Here is a 25,884-nt window from a genome sequence, read left to right as displayed (position 1 = left end):
TCAGAAAGAAAGCGCCGGGATGTCGACCCATCGCCGGTCTTTCCAGCTCTGCATCGCCGCTTCGACGAGCTGGAGGCCCTTCGCGCCCTCGCGCAACGTGTATTTGTACGGAGCATCCTCGACGAGGTGGCGGATGAACATCTCCCATTGCACCTTGAAGCCGTTGTCGAAGTTGGCGAAGTTCGGCACCGGCTGCCAGGACGCGTAGAGGTCGAGAGTCTGCTTCTGGTCCGGATTCCACACCGGCCGCGGCGTCGCCTGTCGCGCCTGCATCATGCAGTCGTGGAGACCGGCAATGGCCGAACCGTGCGTGCCATCCACCTGAAAGGTGACGAGATCGTCGCGGTACGGCCGCACGCACCAGGAAGAGTTGATCGTGGCGATCACGCCACCTTCGAGCTGGATCGTGGCATAGGCGGCGTCGTCGGCATCCGCCTTATAGGCCCGGCCGCCTTCGTCCCATCGCTGGGGAATGTGGGTCGTGCCGAGGCACGAAATCGACTTCACCTCGGCGAAGGTGTTGTCGAGCACGTAGCGCCAGTGGCAAAGCATGTCGAGAATGATGCCGCCACCTTCGTCCAATTTATAGTTCCATGAGGGGCGCTGCGCGGCCTGCCAGTCACCCTCGAAGACCCAGTATCCGAACTCGCCGCGCACGGAGAGCATGCGGCCGAAGAACCCCGAATCGCGCAACATCTTCAGCTTGAGCAGGCCCGGCAAAAATATCTTGTCCTGGACGACACCATTCTTGATGCCGGCCTCCTCGGCACGACGGCAGGCGACCAGCGCCTCCTGAAGTGTCGTGGCGATCGGCTTTTCGCAATAGACGTGCTTGCCAGCGGCGATGGCCTGCTCCAGCAGCTTCGGCCGCATCTGGGTTGTCGCGGCGTCGAAGAAGAGCTCGTCTTCCTTGTTCGCGAGCGCTTTGTCGAGATCGGTCGACCAACGTTCCACACCGTATTGCTTGGCGAGCGCCGCCACCTTGTCGGGGTTACGGCCGATCAGGATCGGGTCCGGCATGACCCTGTCGCCGCTCGCGAGCCTGACGCCACCTTCGGTCCTGATCGCGAGCACGGAACGAACCAGATGTTGGTTGGTACCCATCCGGCCCGTGACGCCGTTCATGATAATACCGAGTCTACGCGTCGCCAACGGCAACCTCCCGAATACGAGCTTTTAACCAGACAGTTAATTTAGTCGGACGCGTATTTGCGGTCAAGGCAGCGAGACGTTCAGGCGGGCCGCAGCGCGGCCAAAAGAAAAACGGTCATATGGGCCAGGCGGCGCGCTTTGGCGCGGCGCGACAGCAGGTCCCGGCCGAAGACGATACTCAGGGTCGCGCTGTTGGATTGATAGAAATAGCAGAGCCCGGCGATCGAGATATAGAGCTCGATCGGATCAATCCCTTCCCGCAGCTCGCCGCTGGCAGCGCCACGCTTCAGGATGTGGGAAAGAAGCGAGACGAAGGGGGAGCGCATTTCCCGAATCCGTTTCGACTTGCGCAGAAAGTTCGCTCCCATCTGGTTCTCCTCATTCAGTAGCGAAAGGAACTCAGGATGACGGAGGTAGTATTCCCACGTGAAGGTGAGCAGCTTGAGGATCGCCTCCTTCGGACCAAGCGCCTCCAGGTTCAGTTCGCGCTCGGCCTGGCGAATTTGCGCATATGCCGCTTCCAGCACGGCCAGATAGAGCGCTTCCTTGTCGCCGATGTGGTAGTAGACCATCCGCTTGTTTGCGCCGGCGAGGTCTGCGATCCGGTCGATGCGCGCCCCGCCAAAACCGTGTCTGGCAAACTCCCTCGTCGCCGCGGCCAGGATGCGGCTTCGCATGCCAGCGGGATCCTGCAGCCAGCCCGACGCCCGCTTGTTCGCTCGTTTCTTCGCCACACTTTTGCTCATGCAGGGGAGATGATGTCGGCCCGGAAGGACGGAATTCCAAGTCAATTGCCTTGTTAGAACCCAGCGACCGGACGAGCGCAATGCCATTGACGCGAGGGGCGTCATGTCACGACGGGCGCGGGTCTTTGCCGCTGGCCGGCAACGAAGCGTCCGACAACTGTCTTGATCGCGTCAGAGCACGGCGATAGCATGCGTCGTCCTTAAGTATCCGGATGGTTACTTATGGCGGCTCGACGCCAAGCCGGCCGGCTTTCCGATGACCGGAGACGCCAAAACCCACACACCGCGGACACGATGACCAATCCACCTACCGCCTGGCCAGAACGCTTCGCCGATGAGGACGAACTCGAAGAATTCATGACGAGGCCGTCGGCGTCGCTGGAAGCCTCGCTGCAAGGCGTGGCCGGCGACCTCATGATCCTCGGCGTCGGCGGCAAGATGGGGCCGACACTCGCGCAGATGGCCCGCCGCGCGGCGCCTGACCGGCGCATCTACGGTGTCGCCCGGTTCAGCGAGTCCGGGCTGAGAGAAAAGCTGGAGTCGCTGGGCGTCGAATGCATCGCCGCCGACCTGCTCGATCGCGACGCCATTGCGAAGCTGCCGAAATCGTCGAACCTCATTTTCATGGCGGGCCGCAAATTCGGCACGACGGGCCGCGAGGATCTGACCTGGGCGATGAACGTCATGGTGCCGTCGCTAGTGGCCGAAGCGTTCAAGGAGTCCCGCATTGTCGCCTTCTCGACCGGCAATGTGTATCCGTTTGTGAATATCCTGCACGGCGGCGCGACCGAAGCGACGCCGCCGGACCCGCGCGGCACATATGCCAATTCCTGCGTCGGTCGCGAGCGGATGTTCGAATATTTTTCGCGTCTGCACGGCACGCCGGGGCGGCTGATCCGCCTAAACTACGCGATCGACATGCGCTACGGCGTTTTGCACGATGTCGCTCAAAAGGTGATGACCGGTCAGGAGATCGACGTCACGGCCGGCCACGCCAATGTCATCTGGCAGGGCGACGCCAACAGCATAGTCCTCCAGTCGCTGGCGCACTGCACTAGCCCGACCGAACCGCTCAATGTAAGCGGCCCGGAGACCATCAGCATCCGGGCCTTGGCCGATGCTTTCGGTCAGCGCCTTGGAAAGACCCCGCGCTTCGTCGGTACCGAGGCCACGATGGGATGGTTGATCAACTCGTCGCACGCGCATCGGCTGTTCGGCTATCCAGCCGTTCCGCTTCCGCGCATGGTCGATTGGGTGGCCGACTGGGTCAGCCGCGGGATGCGCAGCCTGGGCAAGGAAACACATTACGATAGCCGCGATGGCAGTTTCTGACCAAGTTTTGCCATCCGGCGTCGCCGCCCGGGAGTTGAGCGAATCCGACTTGGCCGCGGCGATGGCGCTGTCGCAGGAGGCAGGCTGGAATCAGACCGCCGCTGATTGGCGATTATTTCTGGAACTCGGCCACGTCGTCGGACTGACGCGCAGCAGTGGCGCTTTGATAGCGACCGCCGCGACACTGCCCCACGGCGGCGGTTTCGGCTGGATCAGCATGGTGCTGGTGACGGCGTCCGAGCGGCGTCGGGGGCTCGCTCGCTGGCTCCTGCGGCGCTGCATGGACGACTTGATCGCGAAAAAGCTCGTCCCCGTGCTCGATGCCACGCCCGCCGGCCGGATGGTCTATCTCGGTCTCGGTTTTAACGACTGTTGGGCCATGCGCCGTGCGGTGGCCCAACAGGTGCGGTCGTCGAGCCAACGCGGTGCGCAGGAGGGTGCGACTATCCGTCCGATCGCCGAAGAGGATTGGTCTGCGATCATCGCGCTCGACACCGATGTGTTCGGTGCCGACAGAAGCCGGCTTTTGCGCCGCCTCGCCGCCCGGCTTCCAGCGGCTGCCCTGGTTGCGGAGCGTCATGGGCGCGTCGTCGGCTTTTTGCTGGGCCGGGACGGCCGCACGATGAACCAGCTCGGCCCGTTGGCTGCCGGTGATGAGAGCGTAGCCGGCGCGCTTCTGAGCCACGCGCTGCATACCATCTCTGCCCCGCTCGCAATCGACCTGCCCGACCGGCACAGTCGGCTCGGCGAATGGCTCAGCACACTGGGCTTTAAAATCGAACGGCCGCTGACCCGCATGGTCTACGGCCGCTCGCACGCTTTCGATGACACGGCCCGGCTGTTTGCAATCGCCGGGCCTGAACTCGGTTAAACCGCCTCACGGCGTCATAGGCACGACCTTCATCTTGATCGACTTATCGAGAAACTCGTTCGTGTAGTACTTGCTGACGTCGAACGGCTTGTCGAGGCCGACGTACTGCTTCACGAGGTTGTACGTGTCCTGCATGCGGTTCGGATCGAACCAGCCAAGTCCCTGCGTCTGCGAAGTCTTGTCGCTCATCAGTTGCTCGACCTCTTGCCAGTTGACGAGCTGATCTTTGGCTTGCAGACCGGAATTGGCTTCGACGAGCGCCTGAATGCACGGATCTGGCTTGGTCACGCAAGCGGCGAACGCCTTCTGGGTCACTTTCACAAAAGCAGCCACCGTAGCGCGGTGCGCCTTGAGATAAGCCCCGTTGACCGCGATCGCATTGCCGTACGGATTGACGCCAGCATCCTTCCACGCCAGGTAACCCATATTCGCGCCGAGCGTATTCTTGTAGACATGGTGGAGGTTATAGAATTCGGTCACCGCATCTACCGTACCGGCCTTGAGCGCCGCCAGCTTCGCGTTCGGACTCAGATTGACCCAAGTCACCGAGTTCGGATCAATGCCATTCGCCTTGGCAAGCGCGGGCCACAGTGCTCGCGCGGCATCGCCGGGAGGATTGCCGATCTTCTTGCCGGCGAGATCCTTGACCGATTTGATGCCGGAACTCTTCAGCCAATAGAACCCGCCTGGGTAGTTCGCATAGACGTCCATCACGGCAACCGCATCACCGCCTTTGCCAATCGCGACCATGATCGTGGCCATGTCCGCCAGGCCGAACGTATCGACGCCGGCCGCGGCGGCTTGCGCCGCGACGACCGAGCCCTTGCCTTGCAGAAGTGTCAGGTCAATGCCTGCATCTTTGTACCAGCCCATTTTCTGCGCATAGTAGTACGGGGCGTGATCACCGCCGGCGACCCAGTTCAGCAGAAAGCTGACTTGCTCGTTCGCGTGTGCAACGCCTGCGGAGGCGAGCACCGCCAGAGCCAAAACTGACATACGAAATTTCATGAACGACCTCCCAGGACGGTCCGATGTGCAGGGCTTTCGTCCACATTGCGGATGAGCCCGGTTTCTAGTAACTGGTTGGTTACACATGACGCTACGAACCTCCTCCAGGCTTGTCAACTCGCGCTCGCGTCGCGCCGCACCGGGTTCGCCGCAGCGGCGCCAGCCTGCGGTGACGCAGCGTCGCATCTTGAACGCCGCAACTCTCGAATTTTCCGGCAAAGGCCTGGCAGGCGCGCGCGTCGACGAGATTGCGCACCGCGCCGGCGTCAGCAAGCGCATGCTGTACCACTACTTCGGTAACAAGGAGGCACTCTGGCTTGCGGTGCTCGAGCAGGCCTATTTGCACATCCGCAGCGAGGAAAGGGCGCTCGATGTGGTCCATCTGTCCCCCATCGACGGAATGCGACGGCTGATCGAGTTCACGATCCAATATGATTCCGCACATCCGGAGTTCATCTCGCTGCTCGTTGGCGAAAACCTGCAGCGTGCGCGGTATCTCCGGCGCTCAAAGAAAATTCGAGAGGCTCATACCTCCTTGCTGGGCGTGATTGAAGATCTTTTGGATCGAGGCCGCCAGATCGGCGTCTTCCGCAGCAGCGTCGACGCGGCTGAGCTCTACATCACGATTGCAGCACTGGGGTTCTTCTATTTCTCGAACCTTCACACCTTGTCGGTGATTTTCGGCCGCGACTTCGACGCGCCTTCAGCGCGACAAGCGCACCTTCGCCACACGGTGGATGTTATCCTGGGCTACCTCAGACCATGAAACAGATCTCTACAACGGAGCCGCGTTCCGGGCTGGCATCCGTGCAAGTTAGGCAAGGCAACCACAATGGCACTCAACTGGACGAATTGGCCCCGCGAGGTACTTGAGACATTTCGCCGCGGCACCGTCATTCCCGCGCATCTCCTCGCGCTCGACTCGCATTGGCAACTGGATGTGCGCCGACAGCGCGCGCTCACCCGGTATTATGTCGATGCGGGCGCAGGCGGGATGGCGGTCGGCGTGCACTCGACTCAATTTGCGATCCGGGACCGCGGGCTCTACGAACCCGTGCTGAAGCTTGCCGCCGAGGCGGCGGCGGAGTGGGCGAACCGTCCCTTGGTTCTCATCGCCGGTCTCGCCGGCCAGACAGTGCAGGCGCGGCGCGAGGCGGAAACCGCGGTCGGCCTAGGCTACCATGCCGGACTTCTCAGTCTCGCCGCCATGAAGGGTGCGAGCGAAGATGAACTGATCGCCCATTGTCGGGCAGTCGCCGAGGTAGTGCCACTGGTCGGTTTTTATCTGCAACCCGCGGTCGGCGGCATTTTGCTATCGCGGAATTTCTGGCGGCGCTTCGCGGAAATCGAGCAGGTGATCGGGATCAAGGTGGCTCCGTTCAACCGGTACCGCACGCTGGACGTAATCGAAGGCGTAGTCGCTGCCCGCGCTGAAGACCGCATTGCACTTTACACCGGCAACGACGACGCCATCGTAATTGATCTGCTGTGTCCGTATGTCCTGCGCCGCGACGACAAGCATGTCACCGTGAGGATCGTCGGCGGCCTTCTCGGACACTGGAGCGTATGGACGCGAGGCGCCGTCACGCTCTTTGCTCGCATCAAGCGCGCGGTCGAAGCGGAGCTGATCGACGACGACCTCCTTGAGGTCGCGGCCAAGGTGACCGACTGCAACGCGGCCTTCTTCGATGTCGAGCATGACTTTCGCGGCTGCATCGCCGGATGTCATGAGGTCTTGCGCCGCCAGGGTCTTCTGGAAGGAATTTGGTGCCTCGACCCGAAGGAGGGCCTGAGCTCCGGCCAAGCGGAAGCGATCGAGCGGGTTATGCGGCTCTATCCCGAACTCGGAGATGACAGCTTCGTCGCAGAAAACCGGGAGCGCTGGTTGTCATGAACGGAGACCGAACTACGCCGCGAAGGGCTTTGCTGCCGCCCGACACCGTGCGGCGTTACGGCTTGCCGGTGTTGTCGCATCTGGCGCTGATACTTGTCTGGTATCTGGCCGTCGCTTACGGTCATGTGCCAAAGTTCATCGTGCCGTCGCCGATCGCGACCGCAGCGTCGCTCGGCGGGCCGAATTACCACTGGATCAGCAACACCCTCGTCACCGCTAGCGAGATTTTCGGCGGTTACTTTCTCGCTGTCGTTATTGGGGTGGCTATCGCGATCTCGTTCTCGTGGTCGCGGACCGCCGAGCAGGCGGCATTGCCCATCCTTGTCACGTTTAACATGATCCCGAAGGTCGCACTCGGGCCGCTCTTCATCGTCTGGTTCTCGTACGGCATCATGCCGAATATGATCATGGCCTTCGCCATCAGCTTCTTTCCCATTCTTCTCAACACCGCGCGGGGGTTTCGTGAGGTGGAGCCGGAGTTGCTGGAGCTGGTGAGATCGCTGCACAGCTCGAAATGGCAGATATTTACGAAGATCCAACTCCCGAGTGCACTGCCTTACATCTTTTCTGGCATGAAGGTCGGAGCCATCCTCGCGGTGGCGGGCGCCGTCGTCGGCGAGTTCCTGGGTTCCGCGCGGGGGCTCGGCTACCTGATGTTGCAAGTACAAGTCACGCTCGATACCGCCGCCATGTTCATGGCCGTCATTTTGATTACCGCGCTAGGGATCGTTCTTTACGGCGCCGTGCTGGCACTTGAGCGGTTGACGGTCGTTCGTGACGCTCGGGTGAACTAGGAACACCGCCGTGCCTGAACCATTTATCCGCGTCAGCGGGCTGCGCAAGGTCTACCGCAAGCGGGAGCAGGAATTTCTTGCGATATCCGACGCGAGCTTCGAGGTGGCCCCTGGAGAATTAGTCTCGCTGGTGGGGCCATCGGGGTGCGGGAAGACAACTCTGCTGAAGGTCCTTGCAGGATTGCAGGACTACGACGCCGGAGAGGTCCGGATCGGCTCCGCCTCTCATTCGTTCGATCCGTCCCGTGACATTGGAATGGTGTTTCAGCAGGCCCTGTTACTCAAATGGCGGCGCGTGCTCGAAAACGTGCTATTGCCCGCAGAAATCCTCGGCCTGCCCATGCGTGAGAGCCGCGAGCGCGCGCGTGACCTGCTGGCGATGGTCGGCCTCTCGGGCTCCGAAGATAAGTATCCATACGAGCTTTCAGGCGGCATGCAGCAACGCGCCGCGATCGCTCGTGCGCTCGTTCACGACCCGAAGCTTATACTGATGGATGAGCCGTTTGGCGCCCTCGACGCGCTTACCCGCGAAAAGATGAATCTTGAGCTGCTCAGAATCTGGAAACAGAGTGGCAAGACTATCCTCTTCGTGACCCATGGCATCTCAGAGGCCGTGTTCCTAGGCACGCGAGTGATCGTGTTTACGGCTGGACCGGCGAGGATGGCGGCGAACATCCCGATCAAGCTGCCGGAACCGCGCCGGCTCGATGTGAAGACGACCGAAATGTTCGGTGACTATAGCCGGCAGATTTATCATCTTCTTGGGATGGAATAGGTCGAATCGGCGAACAGAACTTGCTTCGGCCTATTCCGGGAAATTAAGCGTTTCAAAAGGCATGGCTCCCGCCGCTCCCCTCAAGCCGGCTCTACCAGCTCATAAATAGCCTGCGTCAGATGCGGCTCTTGCCACGCGCGGAATGGAAGCGCGCGCCGCCGGCCCCGCTCAGGCCCGATCTACGTTAAGAAGCGGACCTCACGCACTTCGGCGGCATAGTCCGGCTCGGGTCGGATCCGGCTGTTGGCGTTCCGGACGTGCGCGTCTGCCGTGCTCCGGAAAGCGAACTTCGCACCGCCCGACTGCTTGGTGCGGCTCGGGCCAGAACCTGACTTTGAGTCTAAATCAGCCCCCGCGGCGCAGTGTCGCGGAATGCCAAAATCAAGGAACTGGAAGCTTGCTCATCGCGGTTCTCCGATCCGAGGCCACCAATGCATAGGACCGGGCGTCCATAGGAGGCCCGCCCGTGAGGTGCGCCCCGCTCGGAGCTCGTCATGAACATAGGTATGGCAGGGCGTACCGCATGTCCGAGGGCGGTTCAGTATGTTCGCATGTCCACGGACATGCAAAAATACTCGACCGAAAATCAGATAGCTGCAATCGCGGTCTATGCAGCCCGTCACGATATCGAAATCGTCAGGACCTACCTCGACGCAGGCAAGAGTGGTCTCACAATCAAGAGCCGCCATGGCCTTCAGCAACTCTTAAAGGACGTCCGCTCGGCTCATCCTGGCTTCGATATGATACTAGTCTATGACGTCAGTCGTTGGGGCCGGTTTCAGGATGCTGACGAGAGCGCACATTACGAATTCACCTGCCGTGAGGCCGGAATATCCATCCGGTATTGCGCCGAGGAATTTGAAAACGACGGCAGCCTCGGGGCCACGATCATCAAGGCCATTAAGAGGGCCATGGCGGCCGAGTATAGTCGCGAACTCTCGAGCCGCGTGTTCGCGGGCAAATGCCGCATGACCATGCGGGGCTTCCACGCCGGAGGTCGCGCAGCGTACGGCCTTCGGAGAATGCTGGTCGATGAGCATGGGTTGACGAAATCATTACTTCAAGAAGGAGAAAGGAAGTTCCTGCACACCGACCGTACGGTCCTGGTGCCGGGGCCACCGAAAGAGGTCGAGACCGTGCAGTGGATATTTGATCAGTACGTCCGTCAGGAAGCCCCTATCGCGAGCATCGTGCGCGGCTTGAACGCCCGCGGCATTCCGAATATCGACGGCAAGCGTTGGCAGAAAACTGCCGTCCACACGTTACTCGTCAACGAAAAGTACATCGGTAATAGCGTCTTCAATCAGAGCTCGATTCGGCTCAAGTCCAAGCGCGTGACCATTCCGCAGGAGCAATGGATCAGGGCAAGAGGAGCCTTCGAGGCGATCATAGAAGAACCGGTGTTTGCCGCGGCCAAAGCGCGGCTCTCAAACAATTTACATCGCTTCAATAGGTTCGAACTCCTTGATCACCTCACCGCTGTTTGGTGCAAACACGGCAAGTTGTCATCCTGGCAGCTTAATCACTCTCCGATGTGCCCGGGGCATACCACTTTTCGGCGCGTGTTCGGCAGCCTATTGGAGGCTTTCGAAATGGTTGGCTACCGCCGCAGCGGTCGGCGGCCAGTCTATGCCTCGGTCGAACGGACAGTGGCCGAAGCGATTGTTGCTGACGTGAGAGCAGATGGCGGCGTCGCTGAGCACGCCGGACGCTGTCGACGTCAGAACGGCGTTCTGGTTGATGGCACAGTAACGGTTTCGATTCACTTGGCGCACGGCCGTTACAAGAACTCTCGTGGAAGGTCGCGCTGGAAGCTTCCCTACGGTGTGCGCCACGCTTCTGACATCACGATCCTCGCGCCCTACGATGAAAAGCGCCAGCGGATTTTGGCCTACTACCTTGTTCCAGGCTTCTTGTTAGAAAATCCGCGGCCATTCCTATTCGATGTAAATCCCATTGAATTCGAAGCATTCAGAACCGATACGCTGAAGTCCCTGTCTAATTTGCTCTGCCGAGAATCCTCTAGTTCGACCACTTTTGCCCTAGCCCACGCGTTACCCTCTTTGGTCTTCACCTCATTACAGGCGTTGCATTTCAAAGCCACGAAGCGGCCGCTTGGATCGGCGGCGCTGCTCCGCAGTTTCGAACGTCGTAGCGAGCGGGTGGCATCGTTCGTTGCAACGTGCGCGAGCTTCATTAAAGCCGAGCATGCCTTTCGCCGCGATTTGGCCGGCCTGCTAAACGACAATGGCTTTTGTAGCCTACTTAGAGATGAAAGGCTCGAACCTCTGCCGGCGCTTGCGCATGGAGGGTGCGCATGCAATGATCATTCAAAGCGCGACAGCTTGGCAGACGCGTGGCAGCTACCATCTAATGCCTTCGGCATTCGTGGTTCATTACGCCACTTGCGCCCCGAGCGCTTGCGCCAAGTTCAGCAGATACGAACCGCCTTCGCCGATTTCTCTCCTACCTTTTCGAAGTTGCTGATCGCCGCTTCGAGGCCAGATGAGTTCAGCATCAATGCACCGAAATTCGGCGTTCTCACTCGCAATGAGGCAACGCGGGTCTTAAAGCTGTTCCGGCCAATCGAGGACAGAGCACGCTCAATGCTGCCCGTATTTGCCGAGCAAGCATATCACCACGCCTTAACTCGGGCCTGTATCCGAAAGCTGCAAAGCAACGAGCACGTCGTCGGCTACATTCGTGCGGTCCACCCCAGAGTTTACCGGCGGCTGATCACAATACCACTAGAGCCGGGGAGACCCAGGCCGGTTCATGTGACGCCGAACAAGACCGAATGAACGAACGCGTCATAGTAATGGCCTATTACGTCAATATCCGAGAAATTTTGGATAGAAATTGACCAGGCCAAAGAGTGATAGAGTCGGGGCCGACTGGTCACGGCCGCTAACGCCACTATGAACAAAACATGAATTTGAACAAAATCAAAATACCACTTCTTGAGTATAGATGGTGAACACAAATGGTAGGGGCGCACTGCGATTTAGCCCCTTTTTGCGGATCAAGCACCAAGAACGGTCGCGCTATGACCACAAATTATGATTGCGCGCTTATGTCCGTAAATTTGCGGGGGGCTGCCCCCTACTCCCCATTGCCTCCAACCGCATCGGCGCAAAGAAAGGCGCGTGCAGTGTCGATAGTGGCCTCGACGTCCTTTACCAGTCTTCAGTTGCGCACGATCCGAACGAAGAACGCTTTACGAGCATTTCTCCGACGCCAAATCAAATGAGAAGAACGCAAATGAACCGCGTCTTTGCACACTCAGACCGCAAACGAACGTCGTCTGCCGGTGGCGGCTTCCTGAGACCAACCGCCCGGACCAAGTGGCTGGTGGTGCCATCTCGGGATATGCGGAACACACGCAGCTGCCATCACGGCGATAGCCTACCATAACATTGACAAAGCGTGGATTGAAGCGACAGTAAAATATAAAGGCGACCCACGGTTCTCAAGGGAGGTTGTTATGGCACGTACTGCCCTACGCGCGTCGGGCGCGCTTTTTGCCCTTGCTCTGGCGCTGTCAGCCACACCGACATTTGCCCAGGATATTGTCCTCGGTGCGTCGGTTCAGCTTACCGGCCCGGTCGCCAATACCGGCCGGTACTATAAAGATGCCTACGACTTTGCCATCGACAAAATTAATGCCGCCGGCGGCGTCAAGGTCGGCAACACGAAACGTAAACTCGCTCTCAAGCTTTATGACAATCAATCCGATGTCAATCTGAGCGTGCGTCAGTACACGCAGCTCGTCTCACAGGACAAAGTGAACCTGCTGCTTGGTCCCTTCGCCAGCAATTTTGCACTCGCCGATTCTGCCGTATCTGAGAAGTACCGGATTCCGATGGTGCAAGGCGGCGGCGCTTCCGATCAGATATTCTCCCGCAAGTTCAAGTATATCTTTGGCACGCTTGCCCCAGCCAGCAATTATTTCGCGTCCACCATCGATATGCTCAAACAGTTGGAGCCAGCACCGAAGTCCGTGGCGCTGCTTTATGCCGATGACGCATTCGACGTGTCTGTGGCGCAAGGTACGCGTCCTCTGCTCCAGAAGGCCGGACTAAAGATCGCAATCGACGCGCGCTACAGCTCGAATGCGAGCGATTTCAATTCGCTGCTGTCGCAAATCAAGAGCGTAAATGCCGACGTCGTGCTGGTCGCCGGACATGAGACCGAAATCTTGAATTTTGTTCGCCAGGCCAAGAGCCTCGCAGTTGCACCGAAGATGTATTCGTTCACGGTAGGGGTGCCGAGCGAGGATTTTCGTAAGGCGCTCGGCAAGGACGCCGACTATGCCTTCGGCATGACCGCGTGGCTGCCAAACGCCAACCTGAAGGACCGATGGTTCGGCGATGCCGCGCAGTTCGCGACAGCATATAAGGCCAAGTACGGGTACGATCCGGATTATCATGCGGCGTCTGGCGTGGCCGATGTCGAGGCCGTGGCTCAGGCCATCGAGAACGCCGGCTCCGTCGAGCCTCAGAAGGTTCGCGACGCCCTTGCCAAGCTCAATTTCCCGAGCCTCTACGGCACGATCGCATTCGCCGCCAATGGCCAGATCGACCTGCCGCAGGTTGTGATCCAGGTCCAGGGCGATAAGCTGGTGGCGGTCTATGGTGGCAAGGGTTTCATCGTGAAGCCTAATTATCCAATGCCGGCATGGAATGCCCGCTGAGTACCAAGGCGCCGGCCAACGGGCGGAGTAACGCGTGGATCTGCTGGCGCAAGTCTTGATCAACGGCGTGTTGCTGGGCGGGCTCTATGCCGTCATGGCATTGGGGCTCGCCCTTGTCTGGGGCGTCCTCAACATCGTGAACCTCGCCCACGGCGCCTTCATCATGCTGGGCGCATACTTGGCCTGGCATCTCTACACGTATCTTGGCATCGACCCGTTCCTCGGTCTGCCGCTAACGGCGATCGTGATGTTCTGTGTTGGCTATGCGTTGCAGCGGGGCCTTCTGAACCTCATCGTTCGTGCACCGATGTTCAACACCTTGCTCATCACCTTCGGCCTTGAGGTCGTGCTGACCTACCTGGCTCAGCTTGCCTTCTCGGCCGATTTCCGCACCATCAATCCGCCTTACGCTGGCAACAGCATCGCACTGGGACCGCTGGTGGTGCCGTTGGCGAGGTTGATGGCATTCGGTGTTGCGGCTGCCTTGACGGTCGGCATGTGGCTGTTCCTGTTGCGTACCACACTTGGTCGCGCCATCCGGGCCACAGCACAGAATCTCGTGGCAGCCCGGCTGTATGGTGTTGCGCCGCGACACCTCTATGCCGTTACCTTCGGAATCGGAATCGGACTCGCGGGCGCGGCTGGCAGCCTCTACGGCACCGTATCCCAGATCAATCCTTATATCGGTGCAACGCTGACGGCGAAATGCTTCGCAATCGCGATCATTGGCGGGCTAGATAATCCTCTTGGCGTGCTGGTCGGCGGCCTCGTGCTCGGGATTATCGAGTCACTGACGGTCCTCTACATCGGCGCGACATATGACGACGTGGCAAGCTTCGGCGTCTTGGTTCTCGTCCTGATTGTTCGACCGACCGGCTTACTCGGAAAGACAGCATGAGCGCCTTTCGGATCGGCCTTGCCATCGTAGCCGTGGCCGCGCTGGCGGCCTTGCCGCTGTATGGCTCCGACGTAGTGATTCAATTTGGCATCAATACGCTTCTGCTTGCTGTGCTCGCGCAGGGCTGGAACATCATTGGCGGTTACGCCGGCTATGCTTCGTTCGGCAACTCCGCATTTTACGGTCTTGGCAGTTACGGCGTCGGGATCGCAATGGTGCAGTGGGGCCTGCCATTCCCGGTCGGAATGATTTTCGGTGTCGTGCTCGCAGTTGTTTTCGCCTTCTGTCTCGGCATTCCAGTCCTCCGTCTCAGGGGGCACTATTTCGCCATTGCCACGCTGGCGCTCGCACAGGTGATGAGCGCCATTGTATCCAATGTCAGCCTTGCCGGTCAGAACATTGGTCTCGTGCTGCCGCCGCTCAACAATGATCGTCTCTTCTACGAGCTTTCCCTCGGCTTGCTAGTAATTGCAACTTTGACGATATTTTGGCTAACCCGCAGTCGCTTCGGCTTCGGACTCATCGCCATCCGCGAGAATGAAGAAGGTGCGGCGGTAATGGGCGTCAACACCACCCTGTATAAGGTGCTGGCTTTCGCATTGTCCGGGGTATTTACGGCGCTTGCTGGCGGCATTCATGCCTACTGGATCACTTTTCTTGATCCAGAGAGTGCGTTTGACATCAGCCTTAACGTCAAGATGATCATCATGGCCGTATTCGGCGGTCCAGGCACCGTATTCGGGCCAGTCGTTGGCGCTTTCGCGCTTTCGGCGGTATCAGAAGTCCTGTCCAGCGAAGCCACCAACGTCGCCGGCTTGTTCTTTGGTGTCGTTGTCGTCGCGGCCGTTGTGCTGATGCCCCGCGGCATCGCCGACGTGATACGGAGGTTTCGCACTTCCGGCTGGCACTACTTCATCGAAAACCTGAGAGCGCATCGGATATGAGCGCGATCCTTAAGGTCAGCCATGTCACCCGCCGCTTTGCAGGACTGGTCGCCGTCAATGACGTCAGCTTTACCCTCGGCAAGGGCGAAATCCTCGGTGTGATCGGTCCAAATGGGGCTGGTAAGACGACATTGGTGAGCTTGATCAGCGGGACGCTGTCGCCGAGTGAAGGTGATATTTTTTTTGAAGGCAGCAGTATCGCCAGGCTTCCCGCGTTCCGCCGCGCCCGTCTTGGCATCGGCCGTACATTTCAGATTATGCGACCGTTCCCCGGCCTATCGGTCCTCGATAACGTCGCCGTTGGCGCTCTGTTTGGTCATGGCGCGGGCGAGAGCGAGTTGGCCAAGGCTCGAGAAAAAGCTCTCGCCCAGCTCGATTTCGTCGGGCTTGGAAAGTTCGCGGCGCAGCGCGCCGAGGAGCTCGGCGGGCCTAATCGCAAAAGACTCGAACTTGCCAAGGCGCTCGCCATGCAGCCCAAGGTGCTGCTGTGCGACGAGGTTATGGCCGGATTGAATCTGGTCGAGATCGATGAAGTCATCGAGGTCTTGAGAAAGATCCGCAAAAGCGGCATCAGCATTCTCGTCATTGAGCACGTAATCAAGGCCATCAAGAGTCTCTCCGACAGACTGGTTGTTTTGCATCACGGCGACAAAATCGCAGACGGCCCGACCGACGCGGTGCTATCCAACAGCGAGGTCATAGAGGCCTACCTCGGCAGGAGGCGTTCGTGACGGCCGGAGCTGCTTCAAACGATCGGCTATTGGTCGTCGGCGGGCTGAGCGCCGGCTATGGCGGCATGCCTGCTCTGCGAAACATTTCCCTGGAAGTGCGGCGCACCGAAATAGTTGCTCTTGTTGGCTCGAATGGCGCCGGCAAAACCACTTTGCTGCGCGCTTTGTCGCGCGTCATTCCCTGCGTCGGCTCTATCGAATTCAACGAATACGATCTGATGCCTATGACGCCAGACGAAGCTTTCGGCACCGGCCTGGTTCAAGTGCCGGAAGGCCGTCAATTGTTCGATCGCATGACGGTTGCGGATAATCTATTGATGGGCGCCTATCGCCGGGATGATAAACCCGCTGTCATCAGCGATCTCGAACGGATGTACGGGCTGTTTCCCCGTTTGGGTGAACGACGCGCGCAACTTGCTGGCTCAATGTCCGGCGGCGAGCAGCAGATGTGTGCGATGGCCCGCGGTCTGATGGCACGGCCACAACTGCTGATGATCGACGAGATGAGCCTTGGTCTTGCCCCGGTTGTGGTCGACCAATTAATGGATGTGCTCCAGGCGATCCGCAAAGATGGTGTTACTGTTTTACTGGTCGAGCAGGACATTCATCTTGCGTTGTCTGTTGCTGATCGAGGTTACGTTCTGGATACCGGCTCGATTGTTCGTAGCGGAATCGGCAAAGATCTGATTGACGATCCCGCAGTACGCGAGGCCTATCTCGGTCTTGCATGAGATTGCCATCAGCAGACTCACCGTACGCCAACTCATGCCGCGACTCACGTTCACTCGCGTTGAGATCACAAGCGATTAAGTGGATCGTAAGCGGCCATCCGAACAGAGGTTAAGTGCCGGCATGTCCCAGCTTGAGGCCGAGTCTCAATGCCTTCACTTTCAATGACGGAATCGGCCATTTGAGATGTGCGGCTTTCTTCTGCAGCGCGAAAGAAGACGAAGACTTTCAACTGTGATACAAGCGCCTCATCGCGCACTGTAGGCCGTCGCGACAATACAGGGCCCGCTCAATCATGAACAAAGCCAATCAAGCCAAGGCGGCGGACGCGTTTCGGCGCGCGCATCACGGCCCGCGGCTGCTGCTGCTCCCAAATGCTTGGGACAGCTTGAGTGCGCGACAGTTCGAGGCCGCCGGCTTCGAGGCGATCGCGACCACGAGCGGTGGCGTCGCTTGGGCCCTCGGCTTTGCCGACGGCGAGCACGCGCCCTGGTCAGAGCTGGTCGCGGCCACACATAGAATTGTCCGCACCGTCCGGGTCCCGGTGACCGCCGATATAGAAGCCGGCTACGGCGCGACGCCCGCCCAGGTGGCCGCAAACGTGACTGAGATCCTCGCTGCCGGCGTTGTAGGCTTCAACATCGAGGACGGCACCTCGCGTTCGGACGAACCGGTGCGGCCGGTCGACGATGCGGCCGCCCGCATCCGAGCCGCACGCGAGGCGGCAGATGCAGGCGGAATACCGGCGGTCATCAATGCTCGCGTTGACCTGTATATCAAGAATGTCGGCGAGCCTGCGAAGCGGTTCGAGGAAGCCGTGCGGCGGGGCAAGGCCTACCTCGCAGCCGGCGCCGACTGCATTTATCCCTTCGGTTTGACCGATATGGAAACAATAGCCCGTCTGGTGAAGGCGCTGGATGCCCCCGTCAACATCGTGGCGCGGGCAGGAACGTGCCAAGCGGCAGATCTCGAACGGATCGGCGTGGCCCGGGTCAGCATAGCGTCCAGCGCAATGCTCGCGGCCGCGTCACTGATAAAGACCATCGCTCAGGAACTGCACGATCGCGGGCGCTTCGACCTGCTGACCCACGCTGTGAACCGTTCTGAGGTGCAAGCACTCTTCGCGCAGCGCGATTGACCAATCCGAGAAGCGGAGACGATCATGAAAGCTCGGCTTGATTTCCGGAGCGCTTCTCCCGAGGCCAACAAAGCGATGTCGGCTTTACACAAGTTCGTGCAGCAATGCGGGCTCGAGCACAACCTGCTCGAGTTGGTAAAGCTTCGGGTCTCGCAGATCAATGGTTGCGCTCACTGCATCGACATGCACACAAAGGAACTACGCGCAGCAGGTGAAAGCGAGCAGCGGCTATATCTACTTAATGCCTGGCGCGAATCGCCCTTTTACAGCCAGCGCGAGCGCGCGGCGTTGGAGTGGGCCGAAGCGGTGACGCGACTGCGTGACCAGGACGTGCCGGATGACGTCTATGACGCCGTCATGTCAGAATTCAACGAGACGGACCTGGTCAATTTGACGCTTGCACTCGTTGCAATCAACGGTGCCAACCGCCTCAATATCGCCTTCCGCACCGTGCCGGGGAGTTACCGGCCGCAGACACGCTTCTCCGCAGGCGCAAGCGGGACCGCCCTGCCGGGTCGGTGACTTGCGTGTGTTTGTGGTGGCCCTCGTCGGGCAACGCCTGCGCTTGCGTCGCAGTCGACACGGAATGCAGCGGCTATTCTGCATTCTGACGAATATTCGCCAGAACCAATGATGCGGCTCGGCAGAACAGAGCCTGGCACGAATCGACAACCGTCCACTCATTTAGGGACGAACGCGCGCCTTTGGACCATCGCTTAGGTGCCGAGCGGCGAGGCTCCTCGGCCAGCATCCTCTCGACGATGTCCCCGCGCGTCAGCAGCCGGTCTGCGGTGGACGCGGCAGGATGTCATTACCAGCGAAACCCGGTCGACGCTCGCTCGGTCAGATCCGTCCCGGGCCTCCGGATCCGCATCAAAATGCCGCACATTGTTTTCCCCGATTGCCATGCGCTCACCAAAATAGACCGATCGTCTTTGATCTGTAACCGTGATCAGAACGTCTAGGCCGTGGAAGCTCAGACGTCGTCCCGTGCGCTGCGACGCAGGCTCAAAATGATTGCCTCTCAAATTACCTCTCAAGGGGTGACCGCCACTTCAGAATCCGATCATCCGCACGGGTGGCGGCGATTCGTGTACTCCACCAACCACAAAGACATCGGGACAATGTACCTTGTCTTTGCCCTGGCCGCGGGGATAGTCGGCGCAACGCTCTCAATTGCTATGCGGTTGGAGCTGCAGAATCCCGGAATACAGTTCTTTCCCTCACCACACGAATACAACGCGTTCGTGACGGCGCACGGACTGATCATGATCTTCTTTGCGATCATGCCGTCAATGATGGGGGGATTCGGGAACTGGTTCGTACCCCTAATGATCGGCGCGCCGGACATGGCATTCCCGCGCATGAACAACGTTTCGTTTTGGCTACTGCCCGCATCGTTCGCCTTGTTGATCACGTCAATGTTCGTTGGCGGCGAGCCGGGGTCTCTCGGTCCCGGCACCGGCTGGACACTCTACCCGCCCCTGTCGACCTCGGGCCATCCAGGACCGGCGGTCGATTTCGTGATCCTGTCAATCCATTTGGCCGGCGCCTCATCGATCCTGGGAGCGATCAACTTTATCACGACGATCTTCAACATGCGCGCGCCGGGTATGACCCTGCACAAGATGCCGCTATTCGTCTGGTCCGTACTTGTCACCGCATTTCTGCTGCTGCTTGCACTGCCGGTTCTCGCTGGTGCTCTCACCATGCTGCTCACCGACCGTAACTTTGGCACCACTTTCTTCTCCGGTGACCATGGCGGCGACCCGCTGCTGTTCCAGCACCTGTTCTGGTTCTTCGGCCACCCCGAAGTCTACATCATGATTCTTCCAGGCTTCGGCATGATCAGCCAGATCGTTTCGACCTTCTCGAAGAAGCCCGTGTTCGGCTATCTCGGGATGGCCTATGCGATGGTGGCGATTGCCGGCATCGGCTTCGTCGTTTGGGCGCACCACATGTTTACAGTAGGCCTGTCGACTGGCGCACAGGCTTACTTTGTTGCTGCCTCGATGGTGATCGCGGTACCGACGGGCGTGAAGATCTTTTCGTGGATCGCCACGATGTGGGGCGGCTCGATCGAATTCCGCGCGCCGATGCTTTGGGCAACAGGCTTTATTTTCGTGTTCACCATCGGCGGCGTTACCGGCCTCGTGCTCGCCAACGCCGGCGTCGACCGCGTGCTCCATGACACCTATTACGTGATTGCCCATTTCCATTACGTGCTGTCCCTCGGCGCGGTCTTCGCTCTTTTTGCAGGCTGGTACTACTGGTTCCCCAAGATGAGCGGCTACATGTACAATGAGACCATCGCCAAGCTGCACTTCTGGCTGATGTTCATCGGCGTGAACCTCACGTTCTTCCCGATGCATTTTCTGGGGCTGGCCGGCATGCCGCGACGGACGGTCGACTATCCGCTGGCGTTCCATGGATGGAACGAAGTGGCCTCGATAGGCGCCTATATTTCCGCGGTAGGCTTTTTGGTCTTCTTCATCGGCGTCATCGAGGCCTTCGTGCGGAAGCGCGTAGCCGACGACAATCCGTGGGGTGCCGGCGCCACGACCCTGGAGTGGACGCTACCCTCCCCGCCACCGTTTCACCAGTTTATGACGCTGCCTCGCATCCGGTGAGCCGCCGCCGTCGGGTTATTTTCTTGGAAGCCTTGAGCGGCGCCATTGTCGGCGGCCATCGCCGTCGCGACAGTGTTTGTTTTTATCGCCTTTGGCACTCATGTCTTGCTAGGTGGCACCTTTGAGACGAGAACGGTCGGGGCGATGACACTTCGGAGCATTGTGTGGATTGCTATTGCGGCAGCGGCTTGCCGTACGCTCGGATGTTCACTAGGTCAGACGAAAAGCTGACTGTAAAAATCACCGTCTGTACTAAAGGATATATATCTCCTTCCTCGAAGTTTGGCTGATTGGGTCAATTCCGGACCCAAGAAATGCCCTGCCCTAATGTCTGCTCAGAGGTCGATCGCCGACATCTTCTTGTAATGTTGATCTCGCCACCGGCGAGAACGGTATGCTGGCGAGATCTGACCTGACGTGCGGAGCTAACGTCCCCGGCCCACGCCACCAGCTCGGTCTTATTTATGTTCGACTAGCCGTCCGGTGAGCGGAAGCGTACGCCGATGCCGGCGCGGCCACGGTGGAGGAATTCGATTCCAAACTTCGTTTCGAGTGCGGCCTGCACCTTCCGCAAAACCTCAAGCCGCCGGTAGTCTATCGCCTCACCCTCGTGTCCCTCTAGAGACATGACTGCATGACGGCTGACACCCGCCTGCGCCGCTAAGGTTGCTTGATCGATTCCAACCAGACCGCGGGCAGCGCGAATAAGCGCCGGGCAAGGCCATATAGGGTCGCTGGAATTCTTAACCATGTGTCGACTTCGGCAACATTTTGTCGCTGACGGCCCTTCCCAAAGCGCCCTTTGTCGGCTACTTATTGTAGCCGAGGAGGCACAAGAATCATGGACTACCAAGCCTACATCACCAGCAGCCGGTGGCGGAACAGCCCGGCTCGCATCGCCGAGCTCTGCGCCGCCGGCTACCGCTGCAGGATCTGCAATCAATCCGATGCCGAGGTCGAACTCCAGGTCCACCATCGCACCTACGAGCGCCTCGGCTGCGAGCTTCCCGGCGATCTGCTCTGCGTATGTGCCGAATGCCACTACGAGGTGACGTCGTTCATGCGTCGGCGGCGCTATCTCCGGTCGACCCCACGCGTCCTCGACCTCATCCCCGCCCTTGAGGGCGTCAGCACCCTCTACGATCCCACGCGCTGAGGAGTAGCCCATGAACGCGGACACGATGAGGCTCCGGATCGTCGGCGAGCGCCCGCTCCTCATGCACAGCTCGCGCCTGGCCGACCCGCTCGACCCGGCGGCGATCGATCTCGCTCGCGTGACGTCCAAGCGGCACAAGACCAAAGCCGATCACGAAGAGGTCGCCCGGCTCGAGTGGTATGGCGGCCTCTGGGCCGTCGGCGGCGTCCCATGCCTCCCCGCGGAAGCCCTTGAGGCGTCCTTTGCGAAGGCCGCTGCCTTGAGGCGCAAGACGCGCCAGGCCCGCGCCGGGTTCATGGTCACTGAGCCTGCGGTAGTCGTCTTCGCTGGACCGACGACAATCGACGAGCTTTGGGCAGACTCCAGGTTTCGGCTGCGTCGGTCGGTCGCCGTCGGCAACGCCCGGACGATGCGCACGCGCCCGATGTTCCCCGTTGGGTGGAGCGCGGACGTGACCGCCTCCTATCTCCCGACGCTGCTCGACCGCAGCGAGGTCCTCGAAATCTTCCAAATCGCCGGCGCGCAGGTCGGCATTGGCGACTGGCGGCCGCGGTATGGCCGCTACAAGGCGGAGTTGATCGACTAGCCGTCGCGGGGCGTGGCCCGGTGAGCCATGGCAGCGCCCGGCGTGGCGAGGCAGGGCGAGCGCCTCCTCTTTCGAGGAGGCGTTCATGCCCAGCTCAAGTGAAAGAGCTCCAACATTTTTACGAGCAAACGATGAACGAGCGTAAGACGATGCATGGCACCGGAGCCCGGGGGCTCGCCACCGCCGATCACACTCAATGCCGCCGCAGCGCCCCGTTGCAATGGTGGCGGGCGGACCGCTGCCCGCGACTTGATGCAGTCGCCACCGCGGAGCTCAGAACTGCGCTCTCGCAGCTTCACCTGCTCGCTCATCCGACCTGGCCCGACGCCGTCGCCGGCGATCCCTCAGCCGTGGTGCGGATCGCCATGACGATTCGCTACGACATCACAAGTCCGACCTGGCTCATCGATTGCGCGGGCTCGCTTGCGCTCCTGTCCGCCGCCGAGGGCTCCGAGACCGGGGCTGCGGTCCTGCGTCACCTCCGAAGGCGGTACGTCGTCCCGGCGCGCTGCCGCTTGCAACGGAGCGCCTGATCATGCGTATCCAGGTGTTCACCGATCTGCACGTCGACGTCGCGGCAGCGAAGCCGATCACGATCGGCGCGGGCGTCGACGTCGTCGTTGTCGCCGGCGACACCTGCCAGGGCGCGCAGGAAGCGTTCGCGCATATCCGCCGGCTCGTGCCGATGAGCATGCCGGTGGTGATGGTCTTGGGCAATCATGAGCACTATGGACGCTGCCTGCCGGAAGAGCTCGCCGTCGCGCGCGCCGAGGCTCCCGCCTACGGCATCCACCTTCTCGAAAACGACACCGCCTTGATCGGTGATGTCCGGTTCGTCGGCTGCACGCTGTGGACGGATTACAGAATTTTCGGCTCGGCTAACGTGCCCGCTGCCATGCGCGCCGCTGCGCAAGGGCTGAACGATCACCGGCGCATCACCTGGTCGAAGCAGCCTTGGGCACGCTTTCGGCCAACGGAGGCGCTGTTACTGCACAGCCGCTCGCGGAAGTTCCTTCAGACCGTGCTGCAGGCTAAAGACCAGACGCCAACGGTCGTGATCACCCATCACGCGCCGTACCCCCGGTCGCTGCATCCGAAGTACGCGAAGGACCTGCTCTCTGCGGCCTACGTGAGCGATCTCGAAGACCTGATCGTCGCCACCGCGCCGGAGCTTTGGGTGCATGGGCACGTTCACACGAGCTTCGATTACTCGGTCGGGAGGACGCGCATTCTGTGCAACCCGCACGGCTACGGCAGCGAGAACCCCGATTTCAATCCCGGTCTCGTCGTGGAGGTCGGGGCATGAGTGCGCTTGTGTTGCTGTCTCAAAGCCGCCGGCTCGCCGCGTCTGCGCAACCGATTGCGGAGGCGCTGATCGACCTCCTTCGTAGGTCGAAAGTCGCGCCACGGCGACCGGCCGGCCAGATCGACGAACGCGGTCAAGGCGAACTGCGCCTGGACGATGGACAAGAGGATGACGTCTCCGCGACACCCGACGACGACGTTCTGCTCCCGGTGGACGACGCCGCCGGGGCTGTCCTGCTCGGACGTGCTCTTGACCAGGACCGCGACGCGCTTGCGCGACTGCAGGACCGGGACGCCTTCACCGTTATCGAGGTCGCCGACCCCGATCTGGTTCGGCCGATCGCTTCCATCCTGCGTCTTTATGTCTTTGGCAAGGAGCGTACCGTCACAGGCGAAGGGCACGGCTCGAAGGACGTGCGCGTCCTGCCGGCCGGCACGGTGGCGCTGTTCGATGACCACGGCGACACGAAGAAGAAGGACGTCACCCCGGACGTGGTGGCTGCGGTGGAGAGCCGCTGCGCGGTGGTGGTGGTGTCGGCTGCGCCGGGCCGCTACCTGACGCCCGAGCTGTTGCGCCTCGTCAACATCAGGATCGCCGTCCCCCGGTTCGATGCCAACGCGGTCGCCGATGTTATCGCCTCCATCGCCGGGCGGCACCCGGCTAGCATAGACGAAAGCCTCGCGAAGGAAGTGACGCTCAACGCACTCAGGCTCGCGGTGCGAGCCGATCTCGGTCCCGCCGCATCGCTTGCGCGACTTGCGCGCCTGCTCGGCGACACAGAGCGCGACATTAGCAAAGGCCCTACTCTTTCCGAGCTGCACGGCCTCGGTCGCGCAAAAGAGTGGGGCTTGAGCCTCGCCGCCGATCTTCGCGAATATCGCTCAGGGGCGTTGCCATGGCACGCCGTGAGTGGCCATGCCATTTTGCTGAGCGGACCGCCAGGGACAGGAAAAACATCGTACGCGCGGGCTTTGGCGCGAGAATGCGGCGTCGCGTTCGTGTCAACGAGTTACGCCGACTGGCAGGCCTACAGGGAGGGTCACCTCGGCAATGTCGTCACCGCGATCCGCAAGGTGTTCACTGAGGCGCGGGCGAAAGCGCCCTGCATCCTTTTCATCGACGAAATCGACGCGCTCCCTGCAAGACGCTCGGGAGACAAGCACGATTCGTGGTTTACAGCCGTGGTCGATTGCCTCCTAATCGAGATGGATGGCGCCGAGCGACGTGAAGGCGTGATCATCATTGCTGCAGCCAATCATCCGGCTGCGCTTGATCCGGCCCTTGTTCGCTCAGGCCGCCTGGACCGCCATATCGAGATCTCGCTGCCCGACGTTCCGGGCCTGGTGGGCATCTTCCGCTCGCATCTCGGTCAGGGTCTCGCCGGCGCGGACCTGCTGCCGGCTGCGCTTGCCGCACGCGGCCACACCGGCGCCGACGTCGAGCGCTGGGTACGAGAAGCGCGCGGGAAGGCACGCCGTGCGGGACAGCCACTGACAATCAACCTGCTGGTAGATACAGTTCGCGGGAGCACCCCCGCTCTGCCCGAGCAGGTATGTCGCCTAGTTAGCTACCATGAGGCCGCTCATGCCCTAGCCAATATCTCGCTTCGCCTCGCGAAGCCTGTCTCGCTGTCGATCGGCGCTAGCGGCGACGGGGAAACCAACAGCGTCATCGACGAAATCCGAGCGCAAACGCGACACGACATCGAGCAATGTCTCGTCTCCCTGCTCGCGGGCCGTGCCGCGGAAGAGATCGCCTGTGGCATCACCACCGCCGGCGCCGGGGGCGGTGCGGCCAGTGACCTTGCGCACGCCACCCGGATCGCGGTGCGCCTTGAGACGGTTTATGGGCTTGGCGCATCGGGTCTCGCACACATCCCATGCGAGCCGGACCGCCTGCTGTTGATGCGGCCGGACCTGCTTGCGGCCGTGCAAACTTCACTCGACAGGGCTTACGCGAGGGCCAAGGACCTCCTGAATGGCAACCGTGCCTCGCTCGATGCGCTTGCGAACGCGCTTTTCGAGCGAGGCTATCTCGACGCCGCGGAGATCGAGGCGGTACTTCAGGCCACGCCCCTCGCGCGTCCCGCGTCCGTCGCCGAGGAGGGCGCGATCATGCCGCCCTCGACCGCCGGCTCGCAGGAACCGCTCCAGGACGCGACCGAGCAGGAACTCGGCGCCGAGGCGACTGAAGTTGAACCGGCCACGAGCTAAGCCACGCCACCCGAATCCGTGACGACGCGCACCAGAGTGAGCAGCATGCAAGACCAGCCCGCCTTCGAACAGATGGCCGCGACGCTTGAAGCGAGCGGCGACTACAAAATCTTGCGGCGCCTTGTGCCGCGTTCGATCTCGACCGCCCCCTTCAACCCGGCCGACAAGGTCGCCGTCGTCCTCGACGTGGAGACCACCGGGCTCGACCACACCAAAGACGAAGTGATCGAACTGGGAATGCTTCGGTTCAGCTATTCGGAAGCGGACGTCGTCACCGGTGTCACCGAC

General features: G+C 60.6%; 24 protein-coding genes. 21 read left to right on the top strand and 3 right to left on the bottom strand.

Features of this window, described 5'->3' with window-relative positions; genetic code table 11:
* Both VGV41_RS03180 and VGV41_RS03175 read right to left on the bottom strand, forming a co-directional pair.
* Positions 1-1,152 carry a Gfo/Idh/MocA family oxidoreductase gene (locus VGV41_RS03180; RefSeq protein ID WP_326862208.1) on the bottom strand — a complete coding sequence of 384 codons (1,152 nt, stop codon included), beginning with the start codon at positions 1,150-1,152 and terminating at the stop codon, positions 1-3.
* 80 nt (positions 1,153-1,232) lie between these two features.
* Positions 1,233-1,886: a TetR family transcriptional regulator gene (locus tag VGV41_RS03175; protein ID WP_326862207.1), complete on the bottom strand. Its 654-nt coding sequence runs from the start codon at positions 1,884-1,886 to the stop codon at positions 1,233-1,235.
* 234 nt (positions 1,887-2,120) lie between these two features.
* On the opposite strand from VGV41_RS03175, the gene VGV41_RS03170 reads away from it, so the two are divergent.
* Together VGV41_RS03170 and VGV41_RS03165 are read left to right on the top strand one after the other, a co-directional pair.
* Positions 2,121-3,230, top strand: coding sequence for an NAD-dependent epimerase/dehydratase family protein (locus VGV41_RS03170; RefSeq protein WP_326862206.1), 1,110 nt, complete (start codon positions 2,121-2,123; stop codon positions 3,228-3,230).
* Entirely contained in the window at positions 3,217-4,101 is an 885-nt protein-coding gene (locus VGV41_RS03165; RefSeq protein WP_326862205.1) for a GNAT family N-acetyltransferase, read from the top strand. Before VGV41_RS03170 ends, VGV41_RS03165 begins: the two co-directional genes overlap by 14 nt.
* Before the next feature lie 6 nt (positions 4,102-4,107).
* Here the strand turns inward: VGV41_RS03165 and VGV41_RS03160 are convergent, their stop codons facing one another.
* Positions 4,108-5,109 carry an ABC transporter substrate-binding protein gene (locus VGV41_RS03160; RefSeq protein ID WP_326862204.1) on the bottom strand — a complete coding sequence of 334 codons (1,002 nt, stop codon included), beginning with the start codon at positions 5,107-5,109 and terminating at the stop codon, positions 4,108-4,110.
* 85 nt (positions 5,110-5,194) lie between these two features.
* Here VGV41_RS03160 and VGV41_RS03155 point away from each other — a divergent pair, with 85 nt between their 5' ends.
* From VGV41_RS03155 to VGV41_RS03065, 19 genes are all read left to right on the top strand, one after another.
* Entirely contained in the window at positions 5,195-5,875 is a 681-nt protein-coding gene (locus VGV41_RS03155; RefSeq protein ID WP_326862203.1) for a TetR family transcriptional regulator, read from the top strand.
* Positions 5,876-5,941: 66 nt separating this feature from the next.
* Positions 5,942-7,003, top strand: coding sequence for a dihydrodipicolinate synthase family protein (locus VGV41_RS03150; RefSeq protein ID WP_326862202.1), 1,062 nt, complete (start codon positions 5,942-5,944; stop codon positions 7,001-7,003).
* A gap of 29 nt (positions 7,004-7,032) precedes the next feature.
* Positions 7,033-7,797 carry an ABC transporter permease gene (locus VGV41_RS03145; RefSeq protein WP_326862201.1) on the top strand — a complete coding sequence of 255 codons (765 nt, stop codon included), beginning with the start codon at positions 7,033-7,035 and terminating at the stop codon, positions 7,795-7,797.
* 10 nt (positions 7,798-7,807) lie between these two features.
* Positions 7,808-8,572, top strand: a complete 765-nt coding sequence (locus VGV41_RS03140; protein ID WP_326862200.1) for an ABC transporter ATP-binding protein — start codon at positions 7,808-7,810, stop codon at positions 8,570-8,572.
* Positions 8,573-9,066: 494 nt separating this feature from the next.
* The gene (locus VGV41_RS03135) at positions 9,067-11,373 is read left to right on the top strand and encodes a recombinase family protein (RefSeq protein WP_326862199.1); all 2,307 of its coding nucleotides are present in this window, start codon (positions 9,067-9,069) and stop codon (positions 11,371-11,373) included.
* 683 nt (positions 11,374-12,056) lie between these two features.
* A complete protein-coding gene (locus VGV41_RS03130) occupies positions 12,057-13,265 on the top strand; it encodes an amino acid ABC transporter substrate-binding protein (RefSeq protein WP_326862198.1) in 1,209 nt (402 codons plus the stop codon).
* Between the two features lie 34 nt (positions 13,266-13,299).
* On the top strand, positions 13,300-14,163 hold the full coding sequence (locus VGV41_RS03125; protein ID WP_326862197.1) for a branched-chain amino acid ABC transporter permease: 864 nt from the start codon (positions 13,300-13,302) through the stop codon (positions 14,161-14,163).
* Complete coding sequence (locus VGV41_RS03120; protein ID WP_326862196.1) at positions 14,160-15,107, top strand: branched-chain amino acid ABC transporter permease; 948 nt, start codon at positions 14,160-14,162, stop codon at positions 15,105-15,107. Before VGV41_RS03125 ends, VGV41_RS03120 begins: the two co-directional genes overlap by 4 nt.
* Positions 15,104-15,838 carry an ABC transporter ATP-binding protein gene (locus VGV41_RS03115; RefSeq protein ID WP_326862195.1) on the top strand — a complete coding sequence of 245 codons (735 nt, stop codon included), beginning with the start codon at positions 15,104-15,106 and terminating at the stop codon, positions 15,836-15,838. The genes VGV41_RS03120 and VGV41_RS03115 overlap by 4 nt, the downstream gene beginning before the upstream one ends.
* 65 nt (positions 15,839-15,903) lie before the next feature.
* Positions 15,904-16,569 carry an ABC transporter ATP-binding protein gene (locus tag VGV41_RS03110; RefSeq protein WP_326862478.1) on the top strand — a complete coding sequence of 222 codons (666 nt, stop codon included), beginning with the start codon at positions 15,904-15,906 and terminating at the stop codon, positions 16,567-16,569.
* A 293-nt stretch (positions 16,570-16,862) separates the two neighbouring features.
* A complete protein-coding gene (locus tag VGV41_RS03105) occupies positions 16,863-17,705 on the top strand; it encodes an isocitrate lyase/phosphoenolpyruvate mutase family protein (protein WP_326862194.1) in 843 nt (280 codons plus the stop codon).
* A 24-nt stretch (positions 17,706-17,729) separates the two neighbouring features.
* On the top strand, positions 17,730-18,227 hold the full coding sequence (locus tag VGV41_RS03100; RefSeq protein ID WP_326862193.1) for a carboxymuconolactone decarboxylase family protein: 498 nt from the start codon (positions 17,730-17,732) through the stop codon (positions 18,225-18,227).
* A gap of 491 nt (positions 18,228-18,718) precedes the next feature.
* On the top strand, positions 18,719-20,335 hold the full coding sequence (ctaD, locus tag VGV41_RS03095) for a cytochrome c oxidase subunit I (RefSeq protein WP_326862192.1): 1,617 nt from the start codon (positions 18,719-18,721) through the stop codon (positions 20,333-20,335).
* Positions 20,336-21,176: 841 nt separating this feature from the next.
* Entirely contained in the window at positions 21,177-21,491 is a 315-nt protein-coding gene (locus VGV41_RS03090; protein ID WP_326862191.1) for an HNH endonuclease signature motif containing protein, read from the top strand.
* 10 nt (positions 21,492-21,501) lie between these two features.
* A complete protein-coding gene (locus tag VGV41_RS03085) occupies positions 21,502-22,077 on the top strand; it encodes a hypothetical protein (protein WP_326862190.1) in 576 nt (191 codons plus the stop codon).
* Between the two features lie 131 nt (positions 22,078-22,208).
* Complete coding sequence (locus VGV41_RS03080) at positions 22,209-22,610, top strand: hypothetical protein (protein ID WP_326862189.1); 402 nt, start codon at positions 22,209-22,211, stop codon at positions 22,608-22,610.
* Positions 22,611-22,612: 2 nt separating this feature from the next.
* On the top strand, positions 22,613-23,383 hold the full coding sequence (locus VGV41_RS03075; RefSeq protein WP_326862188.1) for a metallophosphoesterase: 771 nt from the start codon (positions 22,613-22,615) through the stop codon (positions 23,381-23,383).
* Entirely contained in the window at positions 23,380-25,596 is a 2,217-nt protein-coding gene (locus VGV41_RS03070) for an AAA family ATPase (protein WP_326862187.1), read from the top strand. Before VGV41_RS03075 ends, VGV41_RS03070 begins: the two co-directional genes overlap by 4 nt.
* 45 nt (positions 25,597-25,641) lie before the next feature.
* Positions 25,642-25,884 (top strand): exonuclease domain-containing protein (locus tag VGV41_RS03065; RefSeq protein WP_326862185.1); only part of this gene is annotated, 243 nt, incomplete at its 3' end.

This window comes from Pseudolabrys sp., assembly GCF_035943735.1.
GTDB lineage: Bacteria > Pseudomonadota > Alphaproteobacteria > Rhizobiales > Xanthobacteraceae > Pseudolabrys.
Note: the sequence above shows the minus strand (reverse complement) of the source record. Positions and strands in the feature narration are given on the sequence as shown.

What these genes read in the sequence shown, in the direction of transcription:
- VGV41_RS03170 (WP_326862206.1), top strand. Translation starts at nt 2,121, where the DNA reads ATGGCGGCTCGACGCCAAGCCGGCCGGCTTTCCGATGACCGGAGACGC.
- VGV41_RS03165 (WP_326862205.1), top strand. Translation starts at nt 3,217, where the DNA reads ATGGCAGTTTCTGACCAAGTTTTGCCATCCGGCGTCGCCGCCCGGGAG.
- VGV41_RS03160 (WP_326862204.1), bottom strand. Translation starts at nt 5,109, where the DNA reads ATGAAATTTCGTATGTCAGTTTTGGCTCTGGCGGTGCTCGCCTCCGCA.
- VGV41_RS03155 (WP_326862203.1), top strand. Translation starts at nt 5,195, where the DNA reads ATGACGCTACGAACCTCCTCCAGGCTTGTCAACTCGCGCTCGCGTCGC.
- VGV41_RS03150 (WP_326862202.1), top strand. Translation starts at nt 5,942, where the DNA reads ATGGCACTCAACTGGACGAATTGGCCCCGCGAGGTACTTGAGACATTT.
- VGV41_RS03135 (WP_326862199.1), top strand. Translation starts at nt 9,067, where the DNA reads ATGAACATAGGTATGGCAGGGCGTACCGCATGTCCGAGGGCGGTTCAG.
- VGV41_RS03130 (WP_326862198.1), top strand. Translation starts at nt 12,057, where the DNA reads ATGGCACGTACTGCCCTACGCGCGTCGGGCGCGCTTTTTGCCCTTGCT.
- VGV41_RS03120 (WP_326862196.1), top strand. Translation starts at nt 14,160, where the DNA reads ATGAGCGCCTTTCGGATCGGCCTTGCCATCGTAGCCGTGGCCGCGCTG.
- VGV41_RS03115 (WP_326862195.1), top strand. Translation starts at nt 15,104, where the DNA reads ATGAGCGCGATCCTTAAGGTCAGCCATGTCACCCGCCGCTTTGCAGGA.
- VGV41_RS03110 (WP_326862478.1), top strand. Translation starts at nt 15,904, where the DNA reads ATGCCTGCTCTGCGAAACATTTCCCTGGAAGTGCGGCGCACCGAAATA.
- VGV41_RS03105 (WP_326862194.1), top strand. Translation starts at nt 16,863, where the DNA reads ATGAACAAAGCCAATCAAGCCAAGGCGGCGGACGCGTTTCGGCGCGCG.
- VGV41_RS03100 (WP_326862193.1), top strand. Translation starts at nt 17,730, where the DNA reads ATGAAAGCTCGGCTTGATTTCCGGAGCGCTTCTCCCGAGGCCAACAAA.
- ctaD (WP_326862192.1), top strand. Translation starts at nt 18,719, where the DNA reads ATGATTGCCTCTCAAATTACCTCTCAAGGGGTGACCGCCACTTCAGAA.
- VGV41_RS03090 (WP_326862191.1), top strand. Translation starts at nt 21,177, where the DNA reads ATGGACTACCAAGCCTACATCACCAGCAGCCGGTGGCGGAACAGCCCG.
- VGV41_RS03085 (WP_326862190.1), top strand. Translation starts at nt 21,502, where the DNA reads ATGAACGCGGACACGATGAGGCTCCGGATCGTCGGCGAGCGCCCGCTC.
- VGV41_RS03080 (WP_326862189.1), top strand. Translation starts at nt 22,209, where the DNA reads ATGAACGAGCGTAAGACGATGCATGGCACCGGAGCCCGGGGGCTCGCC.
- VGV41_RS03075 (WP_326862188.1), top strand. Translation starts at nt 22,613, where the DNA reads ATGCGTATCCAGGTGTTCACCGATCTGCACGTCGACGTCGCGGCAGCG.
- VGV41_RS03070 (WP_326862187.1), top strand. Translation starts at nt 23,380, where the DNA reads ATGAGTGCGCTTGTGTTGCTGTCTCAAAGCCGCCGGCTCGCCGCGTCT.